Origin of the sequence: Rahnella sp. R3(2024) (genome assembly GCF_042920125.1) — a bacterium.
Lineage (GTDB): Bacteria > Pseudomonadota > Gammaproteobacteria > Enterobacterales > Enterobacteriaceae > Rahnella > Rahnella rivi.
This window is the reverse complement of sequence record NZ_JBHGBU010000001.1, coordinates 3,130,242-3,150,345: the sequence shown is the minus strand read 5'-3', so window position 1 is coordinate 3,150,345 and position 20,104 is coordinate 3,130,242. Positions and strand designations below refer to the sequence as shown.

Below are 20,104 nucleotides of genomic sequence, written 5' to 3'. Positions count from 1 at the left end.
GCAATGTATCTCATTTCAAACAGGGAAATGCTGCTGGCGGCACAACGCGAAGGTTATGCGGTGCCAGCCTTTAACGTCCACAATCTCGAAACCGTTCAGGTCGTGGCAGAAACCGCAGCGGCCATGAGCTCGCCAGTGATTCTGGCGGGGACACCGGGAACATTTAGCTATGCGGGAACCGATTATCTGCTGTCGATATGTCAGGAAGCGGCACGCCAATACGGCATTCCGCTGGCGCTGCATCTGGATCACCATGAAGAACAGACCGATATAGAGACAAAAGTCCGCGCGGGGATCCGCTCCGTCATGGTCGATGCTTCACACCTACCCCTGGCGCAAAACATCGAAAAGGTCTGCCAGACGGTACGCTTTTGTCACGCATTTGACGCCAGCGTAGAGGCTGAGCTCGGGCGTCTTGGCGGGCAGGAAGACGATCTGGTGGTGGAAGACGGCGACAGCTTTTTCACCGATCCGGTTGTGGCAAAACACTTTGTGGAAGCGACCCGTATTGACTCGCTCGCCGTCGCGATCGGTTCTGCTCACGGCTTGTATCAGGGAGAGCCCAAACTGGATTTCACCCGGCTGGGGCAAATTCGCCAGCAGGTCGATATTCCTCTGGTGTTACACGGTGCCTCGGGGATCCCGGAGCATATGATCCATCAGGCGATTGAATTGGGGATCTGTAAAGTCAATGTTGCCACGGAGCTGAAGATCGCCTTTGCCGATGCGGTGAAAGGGTATTTTTCTGAACATCCTGACGCCAACGATCCGCGTAAATATATTGTGCCGGGAAAACGTGCCATGCAGAAAGTGGTCGAGGAGAAGATCAGAATTTGCGGCAGTGCCGGGCGATTATAAATGCCAGCGTTTATAAACCGGCTCACTCAGCGAGCGGGATAAGGAAACAAAGCGGAGAGATTTCTCCGCTTACCAGACTTTTATTATCGCGCCGGTTGCGGTCATCAATACGTTCTGATTTTATGGGTGTTCTTCGAAAGTGAATGGAAACCGCTATGACAACGCTCAACCACTTTGGTCAGCCCATCGGAGATGCCCTGCCCGACTGGCAACCGCGAGAAAAACCGACGCACGTCCAGCTTGATGGCCTCTGGTGCCGCCTTGAGCCATTGAAAAGTGAACGCCACAGTCAGGATTTGTTTAACGCCTGGCATAGCATTGATGACAACCGTGACTGGACTTATTTCTCGGTGGATCGCCCTGCCACGCAGTCAGATTGTGATGCGTTTATTGCTCAGCAGGAGAAAAGCCAGGATCCGCTGTTTTTCGCCGTCATCGACCTCGCCACACAGCGGGCAATCGGCAGCGTTGCTTTGATGCGTATCGATGCCGTCCACGGCGTTGCGGAAATTGGTTGGGTAAACTGGTCGCCGCTGATGAAACGCTCACGTTTTGGCACGGAAGCTATTTACCTGTTGCAACGCTATCTGTTTGAAACCCTTAAATATCGCCGCTGTGAGTGGAAATGTCACAGCCTGAATGAACCGTCAAAACTGGCCGCAGAGCGTTTTGGGTTCCAATACGAAGGAACATTCAGACAAGCGCTGGTCAACAAAGGTCGCAATCGCGACACTCTCTGGTTCTCGCTGCTCGATCATGAATGGCCGGCGTCAAAAAGCATGTTTGAACAGTGGTTGAGCGCGGAGAATTTCACACCTGAAGGCCAGCAGAAACAGCGACTGGAAGCACTGAGAAAGTAAAACAGGTCCCGCATTTTCACTGACGCGGGACATGTTTTAGCAAAAGATTATTGCCTGGCGGAAAGCACTGTAATATCTGGCCAGGCGTAAATGATATTGCGTGAACGCCATAGTGGCCCGGCATCGGTATAGCGTCCCACTTCCCGGCCACCCAGAGCGGCATAAAAACGGATGGCGGATTCGTTGCCCTCTACCACGCCCAGCCCGGCAGCGCGATAGCCCGCTGCCGCGAGATATCGGGCAGCGTCGCTGATTAAACGCTTGCCTATGCCCTGACGTTTAAAATCACCAGAAACATACAGGAATTTAATTTCAGCCATTTCCCCAAATTCAGGATTGGATGAAGCAGACGCCAGACAAAATCCCGCCAGCTTCCCGTCAGCCTCGGCCAGTAAAATGCATTGTGATTCGGCGGGATGTTCAAACTTGTCCTGCCAGAAAATTTTACGACGCGGCACGTCGAGCGCGGAAAACGCCTCTGCGGGTGCCAGAGAGCGATAGGTATCACGCCAGATAGCAACGTGTAATGCAGCCAGCGCATCAATATCGGCTGGCTGCGCAAAGCGGAATGTTAAAACAGGCACAGGATCCCTCACTTTATCTGGGTAAGTATCGGAAAAATAACGCTCAGGCCAGTATAGTCAGCTTTTTTCCTCGCGCGCCAGCAAACTACGCTTGCGCTCGACGCCCCAGCGATAACCAGAAATATGACCGTCGGTTTTTACCACCCGATGGCAAGGGATCGCCACCGCCAGCACGTTTGCGGCACAGGCTCCGGCCACGGCGCGAACTGACTTGGGTGCGCCAATTTTGCGGGCAATATCCGCGTAACTGGCAGTGGAGCCGACCGGGATCTCGCGCAATGCCTGCCAGACTCGCTGTTGAAATGCCGTGCCGCGAATATCCAGCGGCAGATCCAGCCCCAACTGCGGCGCTTCGATGAAACCAATGACCGAAGCGATACGCTGTTCAAAGTCCGGGTCGCCGCCCAGCAATTCAGCCTGCGGAAAGCGATTTTGCAGCTCAATAATCAATGCCGCCGGGTCATCGCCGAGTAAGATCGCGCAAATCCCCCGCTGGCTTTCAGCGATCAGGATCGCGCCGAGCGAAGATTCTGCAATCGCAAACCAGACGCGCACATCACGCCCACCCGAGCGGAAAGCCTGCGGCGTCATGCCCAGCGTCGCCGCGGACGCCTCATAAAAACGCCCGTCGGAAGGATATCCGGCCGCGTGAATGGCCTCGGTGACCGTGGCGGTATCCGGCAGCTTTTCGCGTACACGGCGCGCACGCTGCGCCTGCTGATACTCTTTCGGCGTCACCCCAGTGTGGGCTTTGAAGAGACGGTGGAAATGGTAAGCGCTGATGCCAACAGTGCCGGCCAGCTGATCCAGCGTCAGTACGTCCGTCGATGCTTCCAGCAGACGGCAGGCTTGCGCCACACGCTGCGCGTGAAATTGCGCCAGTGAAATCAGCCCCTGGCGACAGCGTTTACATGGCCTGAAGCCTGCCTGCTCGGCATCTTCAGCACTGTCGAAATAGACAATATTTTCCGCTTTAGGTTGTCGCGACGGGCAGGAAGGCGCGCAGTAAATACCGGTGGTTTTTACCGCGTATACAAATTTGCCATCTGCGCTGGCATCGCAGTTAATCACCGCCAGCCAGCGCGGATCCTCACTCTGGATGCTGTCATTGTTGATCGTTACTGACCGGGGAAGGATTTCAGTTTTGCCTGACATTTTTTGCCTCACATTGACTGACTGGATAAACATCAGCATAAACCGGGGATCTGCCGCCTGCCCTCCGGCTCTTGCTTTCTCATTCAGCCATGCCGGCGAACACGCATGACGCTCCTGGCCCGTCATGCGTGAGCAGTCGCCGTGCGACGCCAGACTGACGGCGGATTACAGGTCTAACGTGCCGTCGATCAGGGTAACGGAATCCCCTCCGATCCAGGGTTCGCCGTCAACGAAAGTGACCGTCACACGGCCCTCGCGCTGAAGTTTTGTGCCCTGCCGTACGCGGTACGTATCTGCCATGTGTGCGCCATCCGGGAAGTTTGCCGCTTTCAGAACCCTTGCCAGACAGGCATTGGCGCTGCCGGTGACCGGGTCCTCTTTCAGCACACCGTCCTCATCAATAATCGCCCGCACTTCATAATCTGCCGCAACGCTGTCGTCGTGCAAACCGTAAACCGCGATGCCATTAACTCCCAGCTGTTTTTGGAGCTGACTGACGGCTGCTGCATCGGCAGAAATATTCAGGCAATCCTGCGCGCTTTCCATCCGCACCACCAGCCAGATGATGCCCATGTCGACCGCAACCGGCGTCACATCGGCCTGGATTTTGCCCCCGCGCAGTGCGGTCGCCAGCAAGGCGAAGTGCTCTTCTTCCAGCGGTTTGAAAACCGCCGGAGGCGCGGAAAATGCCTGTCCGCCTTCTGCCAGCTGTTTCACCTGCACCAGCCCGACACCGCACTCCTGCACCAGATATCCTGAATGCTTTGGTTTCAACCCGCTTTGCAACAGCGCATACGCCGTGCCGAGAGTCGGATGCCCGGCGAATGGCAGTTCTTTATCGGTGGTGAAAATCCGCACGCGGTAATCAGCTTCCGGTGACGTAGGTGTGAGCACAAATGCCGTTTCCGCAAGGTTGGTCCAGCGGGCCATGGCGAACATGTCGTCGTCTGTCAGACCTTCGGCATCCAGGATCACAGCCAGCGCATTGCCTTTGAGCGGCTCGGCGGTGAACACATCAACTTGTTTAAAACGGCGCAGGCGGGTCATAGCTAATCCTTTTTAATCATTGAGGAATAAATAGCGAAGTGACTGAGTTTAGGAATATTTCGATAAGTTATCGAGAAAAATGTCAGTCGCCAATGGCTGATCTATGCTTAAGGCACTTTCCAAAACATTTTATAAAACACAAGGAACAGAAAGATGCCCGCGAAGGATTTGATAGGTATTGGCATCGGCCCCTTCAATTTGAGCCTGGCCGCGATGGCAAAAGATACGGAGAAACTCAACACCGCCTTCTTTGATGCAAACCCGGAATTCAGCTGGCACCCTGGCATGTTGTTGCCAACCGCCACCATGCAGACCTATGTCTTACAAGATCTGGTGACCACCGTCGCCCCACGCAGCGAATTTTCCTTCATCAATTATCTGGTGGAACAGAAGAAAATTTACCGCTTTCTGGCAACGGAACAGCTGATCATCAGCCGCGATGAGTTTTCCGACTACCTGCGCTGGGCGTGCGACCGCATCCCCGATTTGCATTTTTCTGCGCCGGTAGAAAGTATCAATTTCGACGATAAGCGGCAGGAGTTTGTGGTGCAGAGTGAAAAAGGCGAGCACCGCGCGCGCAATATTTGCCTCGGCACCGGTCATGCGCCGTGGATCCCCAAAGCGGCCCGCGCGGCGCTGGGGGAGAATTGTTTTCATGCCGCTGAAATTGAACTGCGTGAACCCGATTTCACCGGTAAACGTATTGCCGTCGTCGGTGGCGGGCAAAGTGGTGCCGATATCATTCTCAATGCGCTAAGCGGCCACTGGGGCGAATTCGCCGAGCTGAGCTGGCTGTCGAGACGCCCGAATTTTCAGCCGCTGGATGAATCGATTTTCACCAATGAATACTTCACGCCTGAATATGTGAATTATTTTTATACCCTGCCCGAAGAGGTGCGCGAGCGGGAGATTGCCACGCAAAAACTGCCTTCCGACGGCATCAGCTACCACACGCTGGAAGATATCTATAAGCAGCTTTATCACCGTTTTGACGTCCTGCATCAGCCGCGCAATGTACGTTTACTGCCGCACCGCGCGCTCGATCATATCGCGCGCAATGCCGCAGGAGATTTCAGTTTGCAGGCAAGACACGGGCTGGAAAACTGCGAAGAACATTTCAGTGCCGATATTGTGATCCTGGCGACCGGCTATCGCCCCGGTTTGCCGGAGTATCTTGCGCCCATGCTCGGGAGGATCCCTTACGATCGTGAGCAGCATTTGCCGCTGCAGCCGAATTTCAATCTGCGCTGGGACGGCCCTGAACAGAACCGCATTTACGCGGTTAATGCCGGTATTCACAGCCATGGCAGCGCGGAAGGGCAACTGACGCTGACCGCCTGGCGCTCGGCGAAAATCCTCAATCATCTGCTGGGGGAAGCACATTACGATTTGCAACCGGTGCCTTCGCTGGTGCAGTGGTGGGCAGGTAAATAGCAGGCACAAAAAAGCGGAGCCACGGCTCCGCTTCTCTCTTGCGGCTTAAACGCTACACGTAGAAATAGATCGCCAGAAAGTGACAGGCGCTCCCGCCGAGCACAAATCCGTGCCAGATGGCGTGACCGTAGCGGATCCTTTCCGAGGCATAGAAAATCACGCCCAGCGTGTACACCACGCCGCCAATCGCCAGCAACCAGACGCCGCCAGGCTGCAGTTTCATCGCCAGCTGATAAATCACCACCAGCGACAACCAGCCCATGGTCAGGTAGGTGATCAATGAAAGCACTTCAAACCGGTGGGCGAATACCAGTTTGAAAATCACGCCAAATAGCGCCAGCCCCCAGATCACCGCCATCATCCCTTTCGCCAGTGGGGAATTTAAGCCGACCAGCAGGAACGGCGTATAAGTTCCGGCAATCAGCAGGTAAATGGCGCAGTGATCCAGCTTTTTCAGCCAGTATTTCGCTTTCTGATGCGGAATGGCGTGATAGAGCGTGGAGGCTAAAAACAGCAAAATCATGCTGCCGCCGTACACGCTGTAACTGGTGATTGCGACGGCGCTGGCGTTATCAGCCAGAGCCTGAGCCAGCAAAAGCACCAGCCCGACAATCCCGAAAACCAAACCAACGCCGTGACTCAGGCTGTTGGCAATCTCTTCAGCCCACGGATATCCCTGTGGTGATGGAGACGTCTTACCCATACGATGAAAACCCTCGAGGCATAACAATAAAATGGCAGGTTATAAAATATCCTGACCCGCAGAGTAGCTGAGAATGATTCCAGTGTACACCTGTACGCTAAAATGGAGTATTTCCCCCTGTAACAGGCTCTTAGCAGGATCCTCATTTCAGGAGGCTCATCACCGGAGCCCCTTCAATTCATTCACTTTGTTTATAATCCCTCCCTATTACATTCTTCAGATGACGGATTATTCCGCACCCAAAAACATGATTTTTTGTCATCAAGGGATTAAGGTGTACCGGAAATCTCTGATAACGCCATTAACAATGCCGTCAATATGACTAAGGTTTGACCATGTCTGTAGCAACTTCCCCGCTGAATTTCGGCGCCATGACCGACGTTTTTCAGTTCCTGATGGAAATCGACAAGCTGAAAAGCGTGCAGCGTCGCACCAAAGTGTTAGGCACCGATCGTCAGGAAAACTCCGCGGAACACAGCTGGCATTTCGCCGTGGCAGCGATGTCTCTGGCGCCTTATGCGCCACAAGACGTTGATATTAACAAGGTCATTCGTATGGCATTGATCCACGATATCGTCGAAATCGATGCCGGTGATGTGCTGGTTTACGATCTCGCTGCCCGTGCGGCGGTTCACGATCAGGAAATCATTGCCGCAAAACGCCTGTTCGGCCTGCTGCCTGCGCCGCTGAATACGCAGTTCCTGGCGTTATGGAATGAATACGAAGCGGGCGAAACCGCAGAAGCGCGCTTTGCGCTGGTGATCGACCGCGTGATGCCGATGGTCATGAACCTGAGTAATCAGGGCCAGAGCTGGGTGGAAAATAATATCCGTCTGGAGCAGGTGTTAGCGCGTAATGCCTTTATCGCCGATATCCATCCTGAACTGTGGCAGCACATCCGCGGCCATCTCGATAACGCCCATCAGCAGGGCTGGCTGAAGTAATAAAACCTTCCCCTAGTGAGAGGGGAAGGCGCAAGACCAACTACTTCGGCACGGCCAGCGACGTCGATTCCACGTAAGGTTTCATGAGAGTGTCGGCGTCTTTCTGTGCCTGTACCGCTGCGGCTTCCGGCGTGACTTTCTCGTCATTCACCAGTGCCGCCAGCTGATTTTCCATCGCCTGACGCACTGCCACGGTTTCATAGGTCGAATACCACGGATAGGCGTATTTCAGCTGTTCCAGCGCAATCGCCGCTCGCGGGTCTTTCGCCAGATAGTCCTTCATTTCCGGTGTGTCATAAGACGCCATGCGCGGTGAAAAATAGCCCGTAAATCGGCTCCAGGCGCCGTTCACTTTCGGGCTGACCAGATATTGCAGGAAGGTGTAAGCCGCTTTTTTCTGCCCGTCAGAAATGCCTTTAAAGCTCACCAGACTCGCTCCGCCGATGGTCACGCCGTTGCGCACTTTAGCGGGCATCATCGCCACGCCCAGTTCGAAATTTTTGGTGTTTTCACGCATAAAGCCCAGCGCCCCGGTGCTGAGCATGGTCATGCCGAGTTTACCGGAGAAGAACGCCGCGCTGATTTGTTTAGAATTGAGCACGCCCGACGGCATCACTTTGTCGCGATACACCAGATTCTGCCAGAAGTGCAGCGCGCCCAGCGTGGACGGCTTGTCGTAATACACTTCGCCCGGATAATCGGCGTTGTAATACTGGCCGCCGTTGGCACGGGTCAGTGCAGATAAAATCCAGGCGCCGTAGTCATCGTTAGTCGATGGCAACATGATGCCCCACTGCCCTTTTGCCGCATCCGTCAGCTTTTTCGAATCTTCCAGTAATTCATCCCAGTCTTTCGGCGGCGCGGTAATACCCGCTTTGGCGAACATGTCTTTGTTGTAATAGAGGATTGGCGTCGAGTTATGGAACGGGATCGCGTACGTCACGCCGTTAAGCTGGGCGTTCTGGCGCATGGCGGGCCAGAAGTTTTGCGTCAGGAACGGCGTGGCTTTCTGATCGCCGAATCGGAACAGTTCGTCCATCGGCAGAATTTCGTTTTTGATCGCCAGATCCGCCGTGAAGTTGGCGGACATGATCACCAGTGCCGGAGGCTGACCGGATTTAGCCGCCGCTTCGGCTTTGACTTTGGTGGTGTCGTAGTTGCCGGTGAAAATCCCGCGCACCTCGATATCCGTTTGTGACTGGTTGAACTCTTTGATAACGCGGGTCATTTCCATGGTCAGCTTGCCGTCAACCGGCGCAGGGAACATGAAATCGATATTTTCCTTGGCGGACGCCGTGCCTGCGGCAATGAAGCCGATGGCGAGCGCCAGCGCATGAGTTTTACGCATGAAGGTGATTCTCCTGGTGCAGATTCTGCTGGTTTTGGCCTGAAAAAAGATGAAGGTCGTGCAAAGAGAAATACAAGGTGATGCGGTCGCCGGGTTGCGGAATGTCCCGGCTGTTTTCCCGCAGCTGGTTTTTACGAACATAACGAATTTTGCCAAGCGACGTGTCGGCGTGGCACAGATACTCCGCGCCGAGCAGTTCGCGATAGGTCAGCGTCGCCTGCAATTGCAGACTTTCGCCTTCCACCGGCCGGTCGCTGATGTGTTCGGGTCTGATGCCCAGATACACGTCAGCAAGCGCCTGCGCATGTTCCGTCTGCGGCAGACGTACCGGCTGGTTTTCGACTGTCAGCACGCCAGCGGCGCACGGCAGCAAAAACAGATTCATTGACGGCGTGCCGATAAATCCAGCGACAAACAGGTTGGCCGGATGCGCGTACAGCGTTTCCGGTGCGCCGATTTGTTGCAAATGGCCTTTATCCAGCACGGCGATCCTGTCCGCCATAGTCATGGCTTCCATCTGATCGTGCGTGACGTAAACGGTGCTGGTTTTCAGCTGCTGGTGCAGCTGCATGATGCCGTCGCGCACTTCCGTACGCAGCCGTGCATCGAGATTGGACAGCGGTTCATCCATCAGAAACAGCTTGGGATCACGCACAATGGCGCGCGCCATCGCCACACGCTGGCGCTGCCCGCCGGAGAGTTTGCCCGGTTTGCGTTTAAGCAGCGGCTCCAGCTGCAAGAGCCCGGCCACGCGATCCACACGCGCCTGATGCTGATCTTTCGGTTCGTTGCGCATGCGCATACCGAACGTGATGTTTTGCTCGACGGTCATGTGCGGGAACAGCGCGTAGTTCTGGAAGATCATTGAGAAATTACGTTCGCGCGGCGGCAGCGCAGAGATGTCATTGCCGTCGAGCATAATGCGCCCGTCGCTGACCTCTTCCAGCCCCGCCAGCAGACGCAGCAGGGTGCTTTTTCCGCAACCCGACGGCCCGACCAGCACCAGAAATTCGCCGTCGGCGATCTCCAGCGACAACTGATTCACCGCCGTGCTGCCTTCAAACTGTTTGGTGATATTTTCCAGACGAATGCCAGACATCATTGATCATCCACCGGGCAACTGATTTGCGCGTCGTAAAGATACGGCCCCGGATACTGCGACAGTGGGTGCAGATAGCTGACCAGCCCGGTTTGATCCACCAGACGGTGCATCACGCAGGCCGCCGGTTCGAGGTTATAAAACGGCGCCGGATTGTGGTGGTAATACGGCACCTGATGCACCGTGCCGGGAATGGTGGTGATGATTGCCTGTTTGTACTGGGTGAAAATCAGGCGGTGCGTGTGGCCGCAGAACACGCGAACCAGCGACGGGAAGCGGTCGATCAGCGCCAGCAGCTGGTCGCCGTTTTCGCAGGAAATGGCGTCCATCTGCGCCGAACCGACTTTCACCGGCGGATGGTGCATAAACACCGCCGTCGGTTTATCACCGCCCTGCTCCAGCTGACCTTCCAGCCACGCCAGCGTTTCCAGCGTCAGGAATCCTTTCGATTCTCCCGCCAGGCTGGAATCGACAAACAGCAGACGCATCGCGAAATCATCGATGGCGTAACGCATATTCTGCGGGTCGGTGCCGAGCTGCGGGCACAACGGATGCAGCGCTTCCAGAAACTGGGCTTTGTCGTCGTGGTTGCCGGGAATGATAAACAGCGGATAACGCAGATTACCCAGCGTGCGGCGCGCCACCTCGTATTCCTGCGGCAGACCGCAGTTGACGATATCGCCGGTGATCACCACCGCATCCGGTTGTTCTTCCAGCGCATTCAGCTGGCTGACGACTTCGGCGTTACAGCCGTTCACATCGATAAAGTCATACAGTTTGCGGCCTTGGCTGCGAAAGTGCATGTCAGAAATCTGAGCTAAAAACATGGATGACTCCTTTATTTGATCCCGGAAAAGCCGAAACTTTTCAGGAACTGTTTCTGAAAAATAATGAACGCCAGCATCAGCGGCAGGCACACCATCAGCGTTCCGGCGGTGATTAAGCCCCACTGCCCGCCCGATTCCGCGCCCATCGCAAAAGACACCAGCCCGACGGTCAGCACCTGTTTGTCCGGATCGTTAAGCACCATCAGCGGCCAGAGATATTCATTCCAGTGATAGGTAATGCTGACGGTGGCAAAGGCGAGAATGGCGGGCCACGACATCGGGATCAGTACGCGGAACACCACCTGCCACCAGCGGCAACCTTCCATCAGCGCGGCTTCTTCGATTTCACGGGGAATACTGAGAAACGCCTGACGCATCAGAAACACGCCAAACGCCGACGCGAAGTACGGCATCATCACGCCGGTCAATGTGTTGAGCAGGCCGAACTGTTTGAGGATCATCATGTTCGGCACCATCATGATGACCGGCATGATCATCAGCTGGATCAGCAGCAGGTAGAACAGCGTCTGTTTGCCGCGAAATTCGTGATATGCGAACACGTAACCGGCGGTGGTGATGGTCACCAGCTGAACCAGAAAGGTGCCGAAGGAAAAGAAGATCGTGTTGGCGTAAAGCCGCAGCCAGTCGGCGCTGTCCCACGCATCGCGGAAGTTTTGCAGCGTCAGCGGGAAGCGCGGCAGCAGCGAAGCCATATCCGGCGAAAAACTGCTTTCGCTGAACGCCGAAGACAACATCCACAGGAAAGGCGCCATCCATAAAAAGGCCGCGCACAGCAGTAAAACCGGCAGCGTCGAACGACGCGCACCGCGCAATAACATCGACGGCGAACGTGCAGCCTCCCGCGATTTTTTGCCGGTCATCACCGGCGCTTCAGACGTTTCAACGCTCATAGTGCGCCCCTCTTTCCAGCACCCGCAGGTTCAGCATCGAAAAACCAAACAGCAACACCAGCGTCAGGAAGGTCGCCGCCGAGGCTTTGCCTAAATCGTGGGTGTCATTGGCCAGGCTCTGGATGTAATACAGCAGCACGGTGGTGGCGTTATTCGGTCCGCCCTGCGTCATCACCGCGACGTGGTCGATCTGCGTAATGGAATAAATCAGCGCGATGGTGACCACAAAGCTGATGGTCGGGCGCAGCAGCGGCAGCGTAATGTAGAAGAAAACCTGCGGACGCGACGCCCCTTCCATCAGCGCAGCTTCGCGGGCTGAGGCCGGGATTGACTGCAATCCGGCGAGGAAAAACAGCATGTAATAACCGGCGAATTTCCACACGCCAATCACGCTCAGCGCAATCAGCGCGCTGTTGCTCATGCCGAGATAATTGTTATTCATCGGCCCGAACACTTTCGCCAGGGTGTAATCCAGCAGCCCCATGCCGGGCATGAAAATGAACAGCCATAGCGTGGCGGCGCTGACCAGCGGGATAATCATCGGGAAGAAAAATGCGGTACGCAGCCAGCGGTTCAGCGAAGTGTTTTCCCACAGCGCCACCGCCAGCAGCAGCGCCAGCACAATACCGGGCACGACGGTCATCAGGATGTAGGCGAGGTTATTAAGCAGCGCACGCCAGAATACCGAATCCTGAATCAGACGCAGATAGTTTTGCAGGCCGACAAACGGCGGGGCATCCGACGACAGACGGCTGTCAAACAGGCTGTCCGTCGCTGACTGAAATAAGGGGTAATAGGTGAATAAAAACAGAAAAATCAGCGTGGGCAGCAAAATCAGGTAGGGGAACAACATGCGGCGCATTACAGGATACCGGTCAGCGAGTTAAGGTGCCTATCCTGTCCTGAATTTATGTCAGTCACATGGCGGGAATGTGATGGTTATTTGAATGAAAAATAAGCGAATGTTACTGAACAAAATTGAGCGGGGTGTGCTGCCAGAATGGCAAAAACGAGGACCAGGAATGCAATCGGCTCCCTCCCCGTGAAAGGGAGAGAGCCGACGGAAATCTTACTCGTAATCTGACATCGGTACGCAGGAACAGAACAGGTTTCTGTCCCCGTACACGTCATCAAGACGTTTCACGGTCGGCCAGTATTTGTTGTCGTAACCGGCCGGGAATACCGCCACTTCGCGGGTGTACGGGTGGTTCCAGTCGCTGACCAGCTCGTTCTGCACGTGCGGTGCGTTCACCAGCGGGTTGTCTTCCAGCGGCCATTCGCCTTTCGCCACGCGGTCGATTTCGCTGCGGATTGCCAGCAGCGCATCGATAAAGCGATCCAGTTCCACTTTGCTTTCAGATTCGGTTGGCTCAACCATCAGCGTACCGGCCACCGGGAAGGACATGGTCGGGGCGTGGAATCCGTAGTCGATCAGGCGTTTGGCGATATCCATTTCGCTGATGCCGGTGGTTTCTTTCAGCGGACGAATATCCAGAATACATTCGTGCGCCACACGGCCATCACGGCCGGTATATAGCACCGGATACGCGTCTTTCAGACGGGTGGCGATGTAGTTCGCATTCAGGATAGCAACCTGGCTGGCTTGTTTCAGACCTTCCGCGCCCATCATGCGGATGTACATCCAGCTGATAGGCAGGATGGACGCGCTGCCGAACGGAGCCGCAGAAACCGCGCCGTTTTGCGTCAGTACGCCGTCAATCTGCACCACGCTGTGACCCGGAACAAACGGAGCCAGATGCGATTTCACACCAATCGGACCCATGCCTGGGCCGCCGCCGCCGTGCGGGATACAGAAGGTTTTATGCAGGTTAAGGTGCGAAACGTCCGCGCCGATGTAACCCGGCGTGGTGATGCCGACCTGTGCGTTCATGTTCGCGCCGTCGAGGTAAACCTGACCGCCGTACTGATGCACAATCTGGCAAACTTCGCGGATGGTTTCTTCGTAAACGCCGTGCGTTGACGGGTACGTCACCATGATACAAGAGAGCTCATCGCCCGCTTTCGCGGCTTTCTCACGCAGGTCACTCAGGTCGATGTTGCCCTGTTTGTCACAAGCCACCACCACCACTGTCATGCTCGCCATCTGCGCGGATGCCGGGTTGGTCCCGTGCGCGGAGCTTGGGATCAGACAGATATGGCGGCTGCTTTCGTTACGGCTTTCGTGGTAGCGACGAATCGCCAGCAAACCGGCATATTCGCCCTGCGCACCCGAGTTTGGCTGCATACACACCGCGTCGTAACCGGTGAGCTGAACCAGCCATTGTGACAACTGACCAATCATTTGCTGATAACCGCCAGCCTGTTCTGTCGGGCAGAACGGGTGCAGTTCAGCGAATTCCGGCCAGGTAATCGGGATCATTTCGGCTGCAGCATTCAGTTTCATGGTGCAGGAACCCAGCGGGATCATCGCCTGATTCAGCGCCAGATCCTTTTTCTCCAGACGGTGCATATAACGCATCATCTCGGTTTCGCTGTGGTACTGATTGAAGACCGGATGGGTCAGGATCGGGTCCACACGCAGCATCGCCGCAGGAATCGAGTTGCTGTCGGTGGATACCGCTTTGTCCAGCTTATCGATATCCAGACCGTTGTCGTCACCCAGCAGGGCGGCAAACAGGATTTGCACATCTTCACGGGAAGTCGCTTCGTCGAGAGTGATACCCACTGCGCCGTGAATGTCGGTACGCAGGTTCAGGCCGAAGCTCAGCGCGCGTTCCAGCACGGCGGCCTTGTCTTTCACTTCCACGGTCAGCGTATCGAACCAGGTGTTGTGGCGCAGCGTCAGGCCGCCCTGTTTCAGGCCAGTGGCCAGAATGTCGGTCAGACGGTGAATGCGTGAGGCAATGCGTTTCAGGCCTTCAGGGCCGTGGAACACCGCATACAGGCTGGCAATGTTGGCCAGTAACACCTGTGAGGTACAAATGTTGGAGTTGGCTTTTTCGCGGCGGATATGTTGCTCGCGGGTCTGCATCGCCATACGCAGTGCCGTTTTGCCCGCAGCATCACGGGAAACCCCGATGATACGGCCCGGCATGGAACGTTTGAATTCGTCTACACAGGCGAAGAAAGCCGCGTGCGGACCGCCGTAGCCCATCGGCACACCAAAGCGTTGCGCGGAACCAAAGACCACGTCTGCGCCCTGCTTGCCCGGTGCGGCCAGAAGCACCAGCGCCATAATGTCAGCGGCGACGCTGGTAATGATTTTGCGGGATTTCAGTTCGCCCAGCAGCGCGGTGTAATCGTGCACTTCGCCGGTGGTGCCCACCTGCTGTAACAGCACGCCGAACACGCCTTCCAGCTCGAGCACTTTTTCGGCTTTATCGACGATGATGTCAAAACCGAAGGTTTCTGCACGGGTGCGCACCACGTCCAGCGTTTGCGGATGCACGTCGTCAGCCACGAAGAAACGGTTAGCGTCTTTCAGTTTGCTGGCACGTTTTGCCAGCGCCATGGCTTCGGCGGCGGCAGTCGCTTCGTCGAGCAACGAGGCAGAAGCCAGATCCAGACCGGTCAGATCCAGCGTCAGTTGCTGGAAGTTGAGCAACGCTTCAAGACGGCCCTGAGACACTTCCGGCTGATAAGGGGTGTACGCGGTATACCAGCCCGGATTTTCCAGCATGTTGCGCAGGATAACCGGCGGTGTCAGCACCGCGCTGTAACCCATACCGATGTAGGATTTATAACGCTGGTTCTGGCTGGCAATGGCTTTCAGCTCAGCCAGCGCCTGATGTTCCGTTACGGCGTCGCCGACGGCCGGTGGCCCCGGCAACTGGATATCGACCGGAACGATCTGCTGGATCAGCGCGTTTAAGGAATCCGCGCCGACCGCTTCCAGCATCTGTTGCTGCTGCTGAGAAGACGGGCCGATATGGCGGCCAATAAAGGCTTCGCTGTGTTCGAGTTGGCTGAGAGTCTGAGTCATTTGCTACGCATTCCTGGAATCTGCTGGAGGTGTCTTGGGATACTGACAAAAGCTACGGGTTTTGATTTGCCCCGCAAGCGGGTTACGGGGCGGTCGTGCAGTCTTGATTATTCTTCGACAGAGGCGGCATAGGCTTCTGCATCAAGCAGGTTAGCCAGTTCGCTTTCGTCTGACGCTTTAATCTGGAACAGGAAACCGGTGCCGTAGGGCTCGCTGTTGACCAGCTCCGGGGAACCTTCCAGTTCAGCGTTAACTGCAACGATTTCGCCGCTGATTGGCGAGTAAATGTCTGAAGCGGCTTTAACGGATTCCGCCACGGCGCAGTCTTCGCCTGCGGCGACTTCACGGCCAACTTCAGGCAGATCAACGAAAACCATGTCGCCCAGTAATTCCTGAGCGTGTTCGGTGATGCCTACGGTGTAAACGCCGTTACCTTCTGAACGTACCCACTCGTGGGATGACGCGTATTTCAAATCTGACGGGACATTGCTCATCGATAATCTCCTGAAAACGTTTTAAATTTTTCTATTTCTGCTCAATTAAATACGTTACTGCACCAGCGGTTTGCCGTTACGGACAAACCCTGGTTTGGTGACTTTTACCGGCATTTCGCGATTGCGGATCTGTACAATGGCCTGTTCGCCAATGCCTGCCGGAACGCGCGCCAGTGCAATACTGTAGCCCAGCGTCGGAGAGAAAGAACCGCTGGTGATCGCGCCCTGATGCGTGTTGCCTGCGGCGTCGGTGAAATGCACCGGCATCTCGTTACGCAATACACCTTTTTCGGTCAGAACCAGTCCTACAAGCTGTTCGGTGCCCTGCTCGCGCTGTCTTTCCAGTGCGTCACGGCCAATAAAGTTGCGGTCTTCCGGTGCCCAGGCGATGGTCCAGCCCATGTTGGCCGCCAGCGGTGATACGCCTTCGTCCATTTCCTGACCGTAAAGATTCATGCCGGCTTCCAGACGCAGCGTATCGCGTGCGCCCAGACCGGCCGGTTTCACGCCTGCCGCCAGCAGTTTCTGCCAGAAATCCGCCACCTGCTCTTGCGGCAGCGCGATTTCATAACCCGCTTCGCCGGTATAACCGGTGGTGGCGATGAAGAGATCGCCCGCCTGTACGCCGAAGAAAGGTTTCATGGCCGCGACAGCGTTTTTTTGTTCGGCGCTAAACAAGGTTTCTGCTTTTTCTTTCGCCTGCGGCCCCTGCACGGCAACCAGCGCCAGATCGTCACGCACGGTCAGTTCAACGCCGTAAGGTTCTGCATGCTGCGAAATCCATGCCAGATCTTTGTCACGGGTGGCGGAGTTGACCACCAGGCGGAAATAATCTTCAGTAAGGAAGTAAACAATCAGATCATCGATCACGCCGCCGGACGCATTGAGCATGCCGGTGTAAAGCGCTTTGCCCGGTACGGTGAGTTTGGCGACATCGTTCGCCAGCAGGTAACGGAGGAATTCACGGGTACGGGCACCGTGGAGGTCAACAATGGTCATGTGAGAGACGTCAAACATACCGGCATCCTGACGCACAACGTGGTGTTCATCCAGCTGGGAGCCGTAATGCAAAGGCATCATCCAGCCGTGGAAATCGACCATACGCGCGCCGCATGCAACATGTTGTTCATAAAGCTGAGTCTGCTTAACCATCTTATTCCTCATGACGAAAAGGCTGCCTGAAAGTTGAAAATGACAGGGAGCGCAAACGATACCCTTTGTTCGAACTTACCACTGAATAAGCTCACTAACCATAAGTTAAAATAGGTGGAGCAGGAGGAATGTCAGTGATTTCACAAGGGCATTGTGCAGAGTTTTTGACTGGCAAACTGGGGTTTGTGGCGCAAAATCTACAAATAAACATCAAAAGTATCGATGTTATATAACGACAAGGCCGGATTTCTCACCATTTGCAGAATGAGAAATCCGGCCCCGGATTAGAAAATGTAATGGAAAAACCTGGCTGAAATTAGATTATTTCAATCGAAGCGAATCGTCCTGTAACCACTCTGGTAAATCATTCAACCCCATCGCCTGACGGACCAGTTTCGGTTTCACCCCCGGCAGCGAATCCGCCAGCGTCAGGCCAATATCGCGCAGGAGTTTTTTGGCCGGATTATCCCCGGCAAACAGTTCGCGGAACCCCTGCATCCCGGCAAGCATCAACGCTGCGCTGTGTTTGCGGCGGCGCTCGTAACGGCGCAGGTACATGTGCTGGCCGAAATCTTTGCCTTCTTTTTGCAGGCGTTTGATTTCAGACGCCAGTTCAGCGGCATCCATAAAGCCTAAGTTCACGCCCTGACCGGCCAGCGGATGCACGGTGTGCGCCGCATCGCCGACCAGCGCCAGACGCTGACCGGCAAAGCTGCGGGCATAACGGCCGGTCAGCGGGAAGGTCACGCGCTCACTTTCTACTGCGCAAACACCCAGGCGCAGGTCAAAGGTGCTGGCGAGAATTTTGTTGAACTCTTCCGGCGCCAGCGCGCTCAGTCGCTGTGCTTCCTCCGGCGATACTGACCAGACGATGGAAGACAAATGCGCATCTGCCAGCGGCAGAAAAGCCAGAATGCCGTCGCCGTGGAAGACCTGGCGTGCAACAGACTGGTGCGGTTCTTCCGTGCGGATGGTCGCCACCAGTGCATGATGACGGTAGTCCCAGAAGGTCAAAGGGATGTCGGCGTGCTGACGCAGCCACGACTGTGCGCCATCTGCGCCGACCACTAAGCGCGCGGTGAGCTGGCGATCGTCATTGAGGGTAATGAATGCCTCGTTTTCGCCCCACGCCACATTTTTCAGGGTTGCCGGTGCCAGCAGGGTGATGTCGGAAGATTTTTCCGCACGTTGCCATAAAGCGCGGTGGATCACCTGATTTTCAATGATGTGACCGAGATGACTGAAACCGTATTCTTCGCCACGAAATGCAATTTTACCGAAGCTGTCACGATCCCAGACTTCCATCCCCTGATAGGCATTGGCACGCTGAGCAATGATGCTGTCCCATACGGCGATATATTTCAGCAGGCGTTCACTGGCAGCGTTGATCGCCGAAACCCGTAAACCCGGCTGTTCCGGCAACGGTGAATCGAGATCCGGTTGCTGATTTTCCAGCACAGCAACGCGTAAACCGCTGCCCTGTAAACCACATGCCAGCGCCAGACCGACCATTCCGCCACCGGCGATAACCACATCAAAAGATTGCATAATTTTTCCTGTAAGGCTTAACGGTCTACCCAACCTAAAGTCCGGCGGGTGAACGCATCGCGTAGCGGCGTAATGCCTTCCATCGCCAGTAAACCGAGATTGCGTCCGACCATTAATGGCAGCCAGCGGTTGGCAAAGAGGTGGATCAGGCCATCGGTCACACCGACGGTTGCCTGCTGATCGGGCTGACGGCGCTGCTGATAATCGCTCAGTACGCGGTAACTGCCGACGTCAGAGCCCGTCATCGCCGCATTGGCCAGCGTTTCCGCCAGCGTCATGACGTCGCGCAGGCCGAGGTTAAAGCCCTGCCCGGCAATCGGGTGCAGCGTTTGTGCCGCGTTGCCCACCAGCGCCAGACGGTGGCTGATATGGCTGTTGGCTTTCTGTAATTGCAGCGGATAACTGAAACGTTTTCCGGCCTGTTTCATGGTGCCGAGACGCCAGCCGAAGGCTTTTTGCAGCTCGCTGAGGAACTGCGCTTCGCTCCAGTTATCGATTTCTTCTTTCGCTTCGCGCGGGTGACACCAGACCAGCGAACTGCGGCCATCAGACATTGGCAGCAGCGCCAACGGCCCGTGCTGGGTGAAACGCTCGAAAGCACGATGGTTGTGCGGTTCGCTGGTTGCCACGTTGGCGATGACGGCAACCTGACCATAATCCTCACGCTGCCAGCCAATGTTGCAGGCTTTTGCCAGCGAAGAGTGCGAACCGTCGGCGGCCACCAGCAATTGCGCTGTCAGCGTTTCTCCGCTGTCGAGCGTGACGCTGGCGGAGTCCTGCGAACGCGCGACATCGGTCACTTTCGCCGGACAGTGCAACGTCACGCCGGGCGCATTTTTCAGTAAGGTAAACAGACGTTTGCCGACTTCATGCAGCTCAACCACCTGCCCCAGCGCTTCGACGCCGTAATGGGCGGCATTGAGATGCACAAAAGCCGCATGGCCGCGATCGCTGACGTGAATATCACGGATTGGCGTGGCAATTTTCGCCAGCGCAGGCCAGATGCCCACGCGAGCCAGTTGCTGACAGGTTCCCTGCGCCAGTGCGATCGAGCGGGCATCGAACCCCGGATGCCCGTGGTTTTCCGGCGCAGTGGCTTCCACCAGATGCACCGGCAAACGCCCCTGCGTCAGCGAGGAAATCGCCAGCGCCAATGTGGCACCGGTCATTCCGCCGCCAACAATTACGATGCTCATA

Annotated in this window: 18 protein-coding genes; 4 read left to right on the top strand and 14 right to left on the bottom strand. The window is 55.8% G+C overall.

Translation table 11 applies throughout. From position 1 onward, the window contains the following. Window positions 1-3 precede the first annotated feature (3 nt). Both ABSH60_RS14120 and ABSH60_RS14115 read left to right on the top strand, forming a co-directional pair. The gene (locus ABSH60_RS14120) at window positions 4-858 is read left to right on the top strand and encodes a tagatose bisphosphate family class II aldolase (protein WP_390974456.1); all 855 of its coding nucleotides are present in this window, start codon (window positions 4-6) and stop codon (window positions 856-858) included. A gap of 155 nt (window positions 859-1,013) precedes the next feature. Beyond that, entirely contained in the window at window positions 1,014-1,718 is a 705-nt protein-coding gene (locus ABSH60_RS14115) for a GNAT family N-acetyltransferase (RefSeq protein WP_056773123.1), read from the top strand. 47 nt (window positions 1,719-1,765) lie between these two features. Here the strand turns inward: ABSH60_RS14115 and ABSH60_RS14110 are convergent, their stop codons facing one another. The 3 genes from ABSH60_RS14110 to ABSH60_RS14100 form a co-directional block, all read right to left on the bottom strand. Then, entirely contained in the window at window positions 1,766-2,302 is a 537-nt protein-coding gene (locus ABSH60_RS14110; protein ID WP_390974454.1) for a GNAT family N-acetyltransferase, read from the bottom strand. A gap of 57 nt (window positions 2,303-2,359) precedes the next feature. Then, on the bottom strand, window positions 2,360-3,457 hold the full coding sequence (gene ada, locus ABSH60_RS14105; protein WP_390974452.1) for a bifunctional DNA-binding transcriptional regulator/O6-methylguanine-DNA methyltransferase Ada: 1,098 nt from the start codon (window positions 3,455-3,457) through the stop codon (window positions 2,360-2,362). A 165-nt stretch (window positions 3,458-3,622) separates the two neighbouring features. Next, window positions 3,623-4,504 carry a PhzF family phenazine biosynthesis isomerase gene (locus ABSH60_RS14100; RefSeq protein WP_390974450.1) on the bottom strand — a complete coding sequence of 294 codons (882 nt, stop codon included), beginning with the start codon at window positions 4,502-4,504 and terminating at the stop codon, window positions 3,623-3,625. Window positions 4,505-4,657: 153 nt separating this feature from the next. Here ABSH60_RS14100 and ABSH60_RS14095 point away from each other — a divergent pair, with 153 nt between their 5' ends. Further along, a complete protein-coding gene (locus ABSH60_RS14095; protein WP_390974448.1) occupies window positions 4,658-5,938 on the top strand; it encodes a SidA/IucD/PvdA family monooxygenase in 1,281 nt (426 codons plus the stop codon). Window positions 5,939-5,990: 52 nt separating this feature from the next. Here the strand turns inward: ABSH60_RS14095 and ABSH60_RS14090 are convergent, their stop codons facing one another. Continuing rightward, window positions 5,991-6,641: a hemolysin III family protein gene (locus ABSH60_RS14090; protein WP_056773133.1), complete on the bottom strand. Its 651-nt coding sequence runs from the start codon at window positions 6,639-6,641 to the stop codon at window positions 5,991-5,993. Between the two features lie 335 nt (window positions 6,642-6,976). Between ABSH60_RS14090 and ABSH60_RS14085 the strand changes: the two genes are divergently transcribed. Next, window positions 6,977-7,585 carry an HD family hydrolase gene (locus tag ABSH60_RS14085; protein ID WP_056773134.1) on the top strand — a complete coding sequence of 203 codons (609 nt, stop codon included), beginning with the start codon at window positions 6,977-6,979 and terminating at the stop codon, window positions 7,583-7,585. Between the two features lie 40 nt (window positions 7,586-7,625). On the opposite strand, the gene ABSH60_RS14080 is transcribed toward ABSH60_RS14085, so the two are convergent. The 10 genes from ABSH60_RS14080 to ubiH all read right to left on the bottom strand — a co-directional run bounded on the left by ABSH60_RS14080 (window position 7,626) and on the right by ubiH (window position 20,103). After that, window positions 7,626-8,933, bottom strand: a complete 1,308-nt coding sequence (locus tag ABSH60_RS14080) for an extracellular solute-binding protein (RefSeq protein WP_390974446.1) — start codon at window positions 8,931-8,933, stop codon at window positions 7,626-7,628. Next, window positions 8,926-10,032: an ABC transporter ATP-binding protein gene (locus ABSH60_RS14075; protein WP_200930285.1), complete on the bottom strand. Its 1,107-nt coding sequence runs from the start codon at window positions 10,030-10,032 to the stop codon at window positions 8,926-8,928. Before ABSH60_RS14075 ends, ABSH60_RS14080 begins: the two co-directional genes overlap by 8 nt. Beyond that, entirely contained in the window at window positions 10,032-10,859 is an 828-nt protein-coding gene (locus ABSH60_RS14070; RefSeq protein WP_122096057.1) for a phosphodiesterase, read from the bottom strand. The genes ABSH60_RS14075 and ABSH60_RS14070 overlap by 1 nt, the downstream gene beginning before the upstream one ends. 11 nt (window positions 10,860-10,870) lie before the next feature. Further along, window positions 10,871-11,770 carry an ABC transporter permease subunit gene (locus ABSH60_RS14065; protein ID WP_390974444.1) on the bottom strand — a complete coding sequence of 300 codons (900 nt, stop codon included), beginning with the start codon at window positions 11,768-11,770 and terminating at the stop codon, window positions 10,871-10,873. Next, a complete protein-coding gene (locus tag ABSH60_RS14060) occupies window positions 11,760-12,632 on the bottom strand; it encodes a carbohydrate ABC transporter permease (RefSeq protein WP_056773152.1) in 873 nt (290 codons plus the stop codon). Before ABSH60_RS14060 ends, ABSH60_RS14065 begins: the two co-directional genes overlap by 11 nt. 207 nt (window positions 12,633-12,839) lie before the next feature. Beyond that, window positions 12,840-15,713 carry an aminomethyl-transferring glycine dehydrogenase gene (gcvP, locus tag ABSH60_RS14055; protein ID WP_136376108.1) on the bottom strand — a complete coding sequence of 958 codons (2,874 nt, stop codon included), beginning with the start codon at window positions 15,711-15,713 and terminating at the stop codon, window positions 12,840-12,842. Between the two features lie 107 nt (window positions 15,714-15,820). Next, entirely contained in the window at window positions 15,821-16,207 is a 387-nt protein-coding gene (gene gcvH / locus ABSH60_RS14050; protein ID WP_390974441.1) for a glycine cleavage system protein GcvH, read from the bottom strand. A 54-nt stretch (window positions 16,208-16,261) separates the two neighbouring features. Further along, window positions 16,262-17,359 (bottom strand): glycine cleavage system aminomethyltransferase GcvT, encoded by a 1,098-nt coding sequence (gcvT, locus tag ABSH60_RS14045; RefSeq protein ID WP_390974439.1) that lies wholly within the window; start codon window positions 17,357-17,359, stop codon window positions 16,262-16,264. Between the two features lie 321 nt (window positions 17,360-17,680). After that, window positions 17,681-18,907, bottom strand: coding sequence for an FAD-dependent 2-octaprenylphenol hydroxylase (ubiI, locus tag ABSH60_RS14040; protein ID WP_390974437.1), 1,227 nt, complete (start codon window positions 18,905-18,907; stop codon window positions 17,681-17,683). Window positions 18,908-18,924: 17 nt separating this feature from the next. Further along, entirely contained in the window at window positions 18,925-20,103 is a 1,179-nt protein-coding gene (gene ubiH / locus ABSH60_RS14035) for a 2-octaprenyl-6-methoxyphenyl hydroxylase (protein WP_122096063.1), read from the bottom strand. Window position 20,104: the final 1 nt, after the last annotated feature.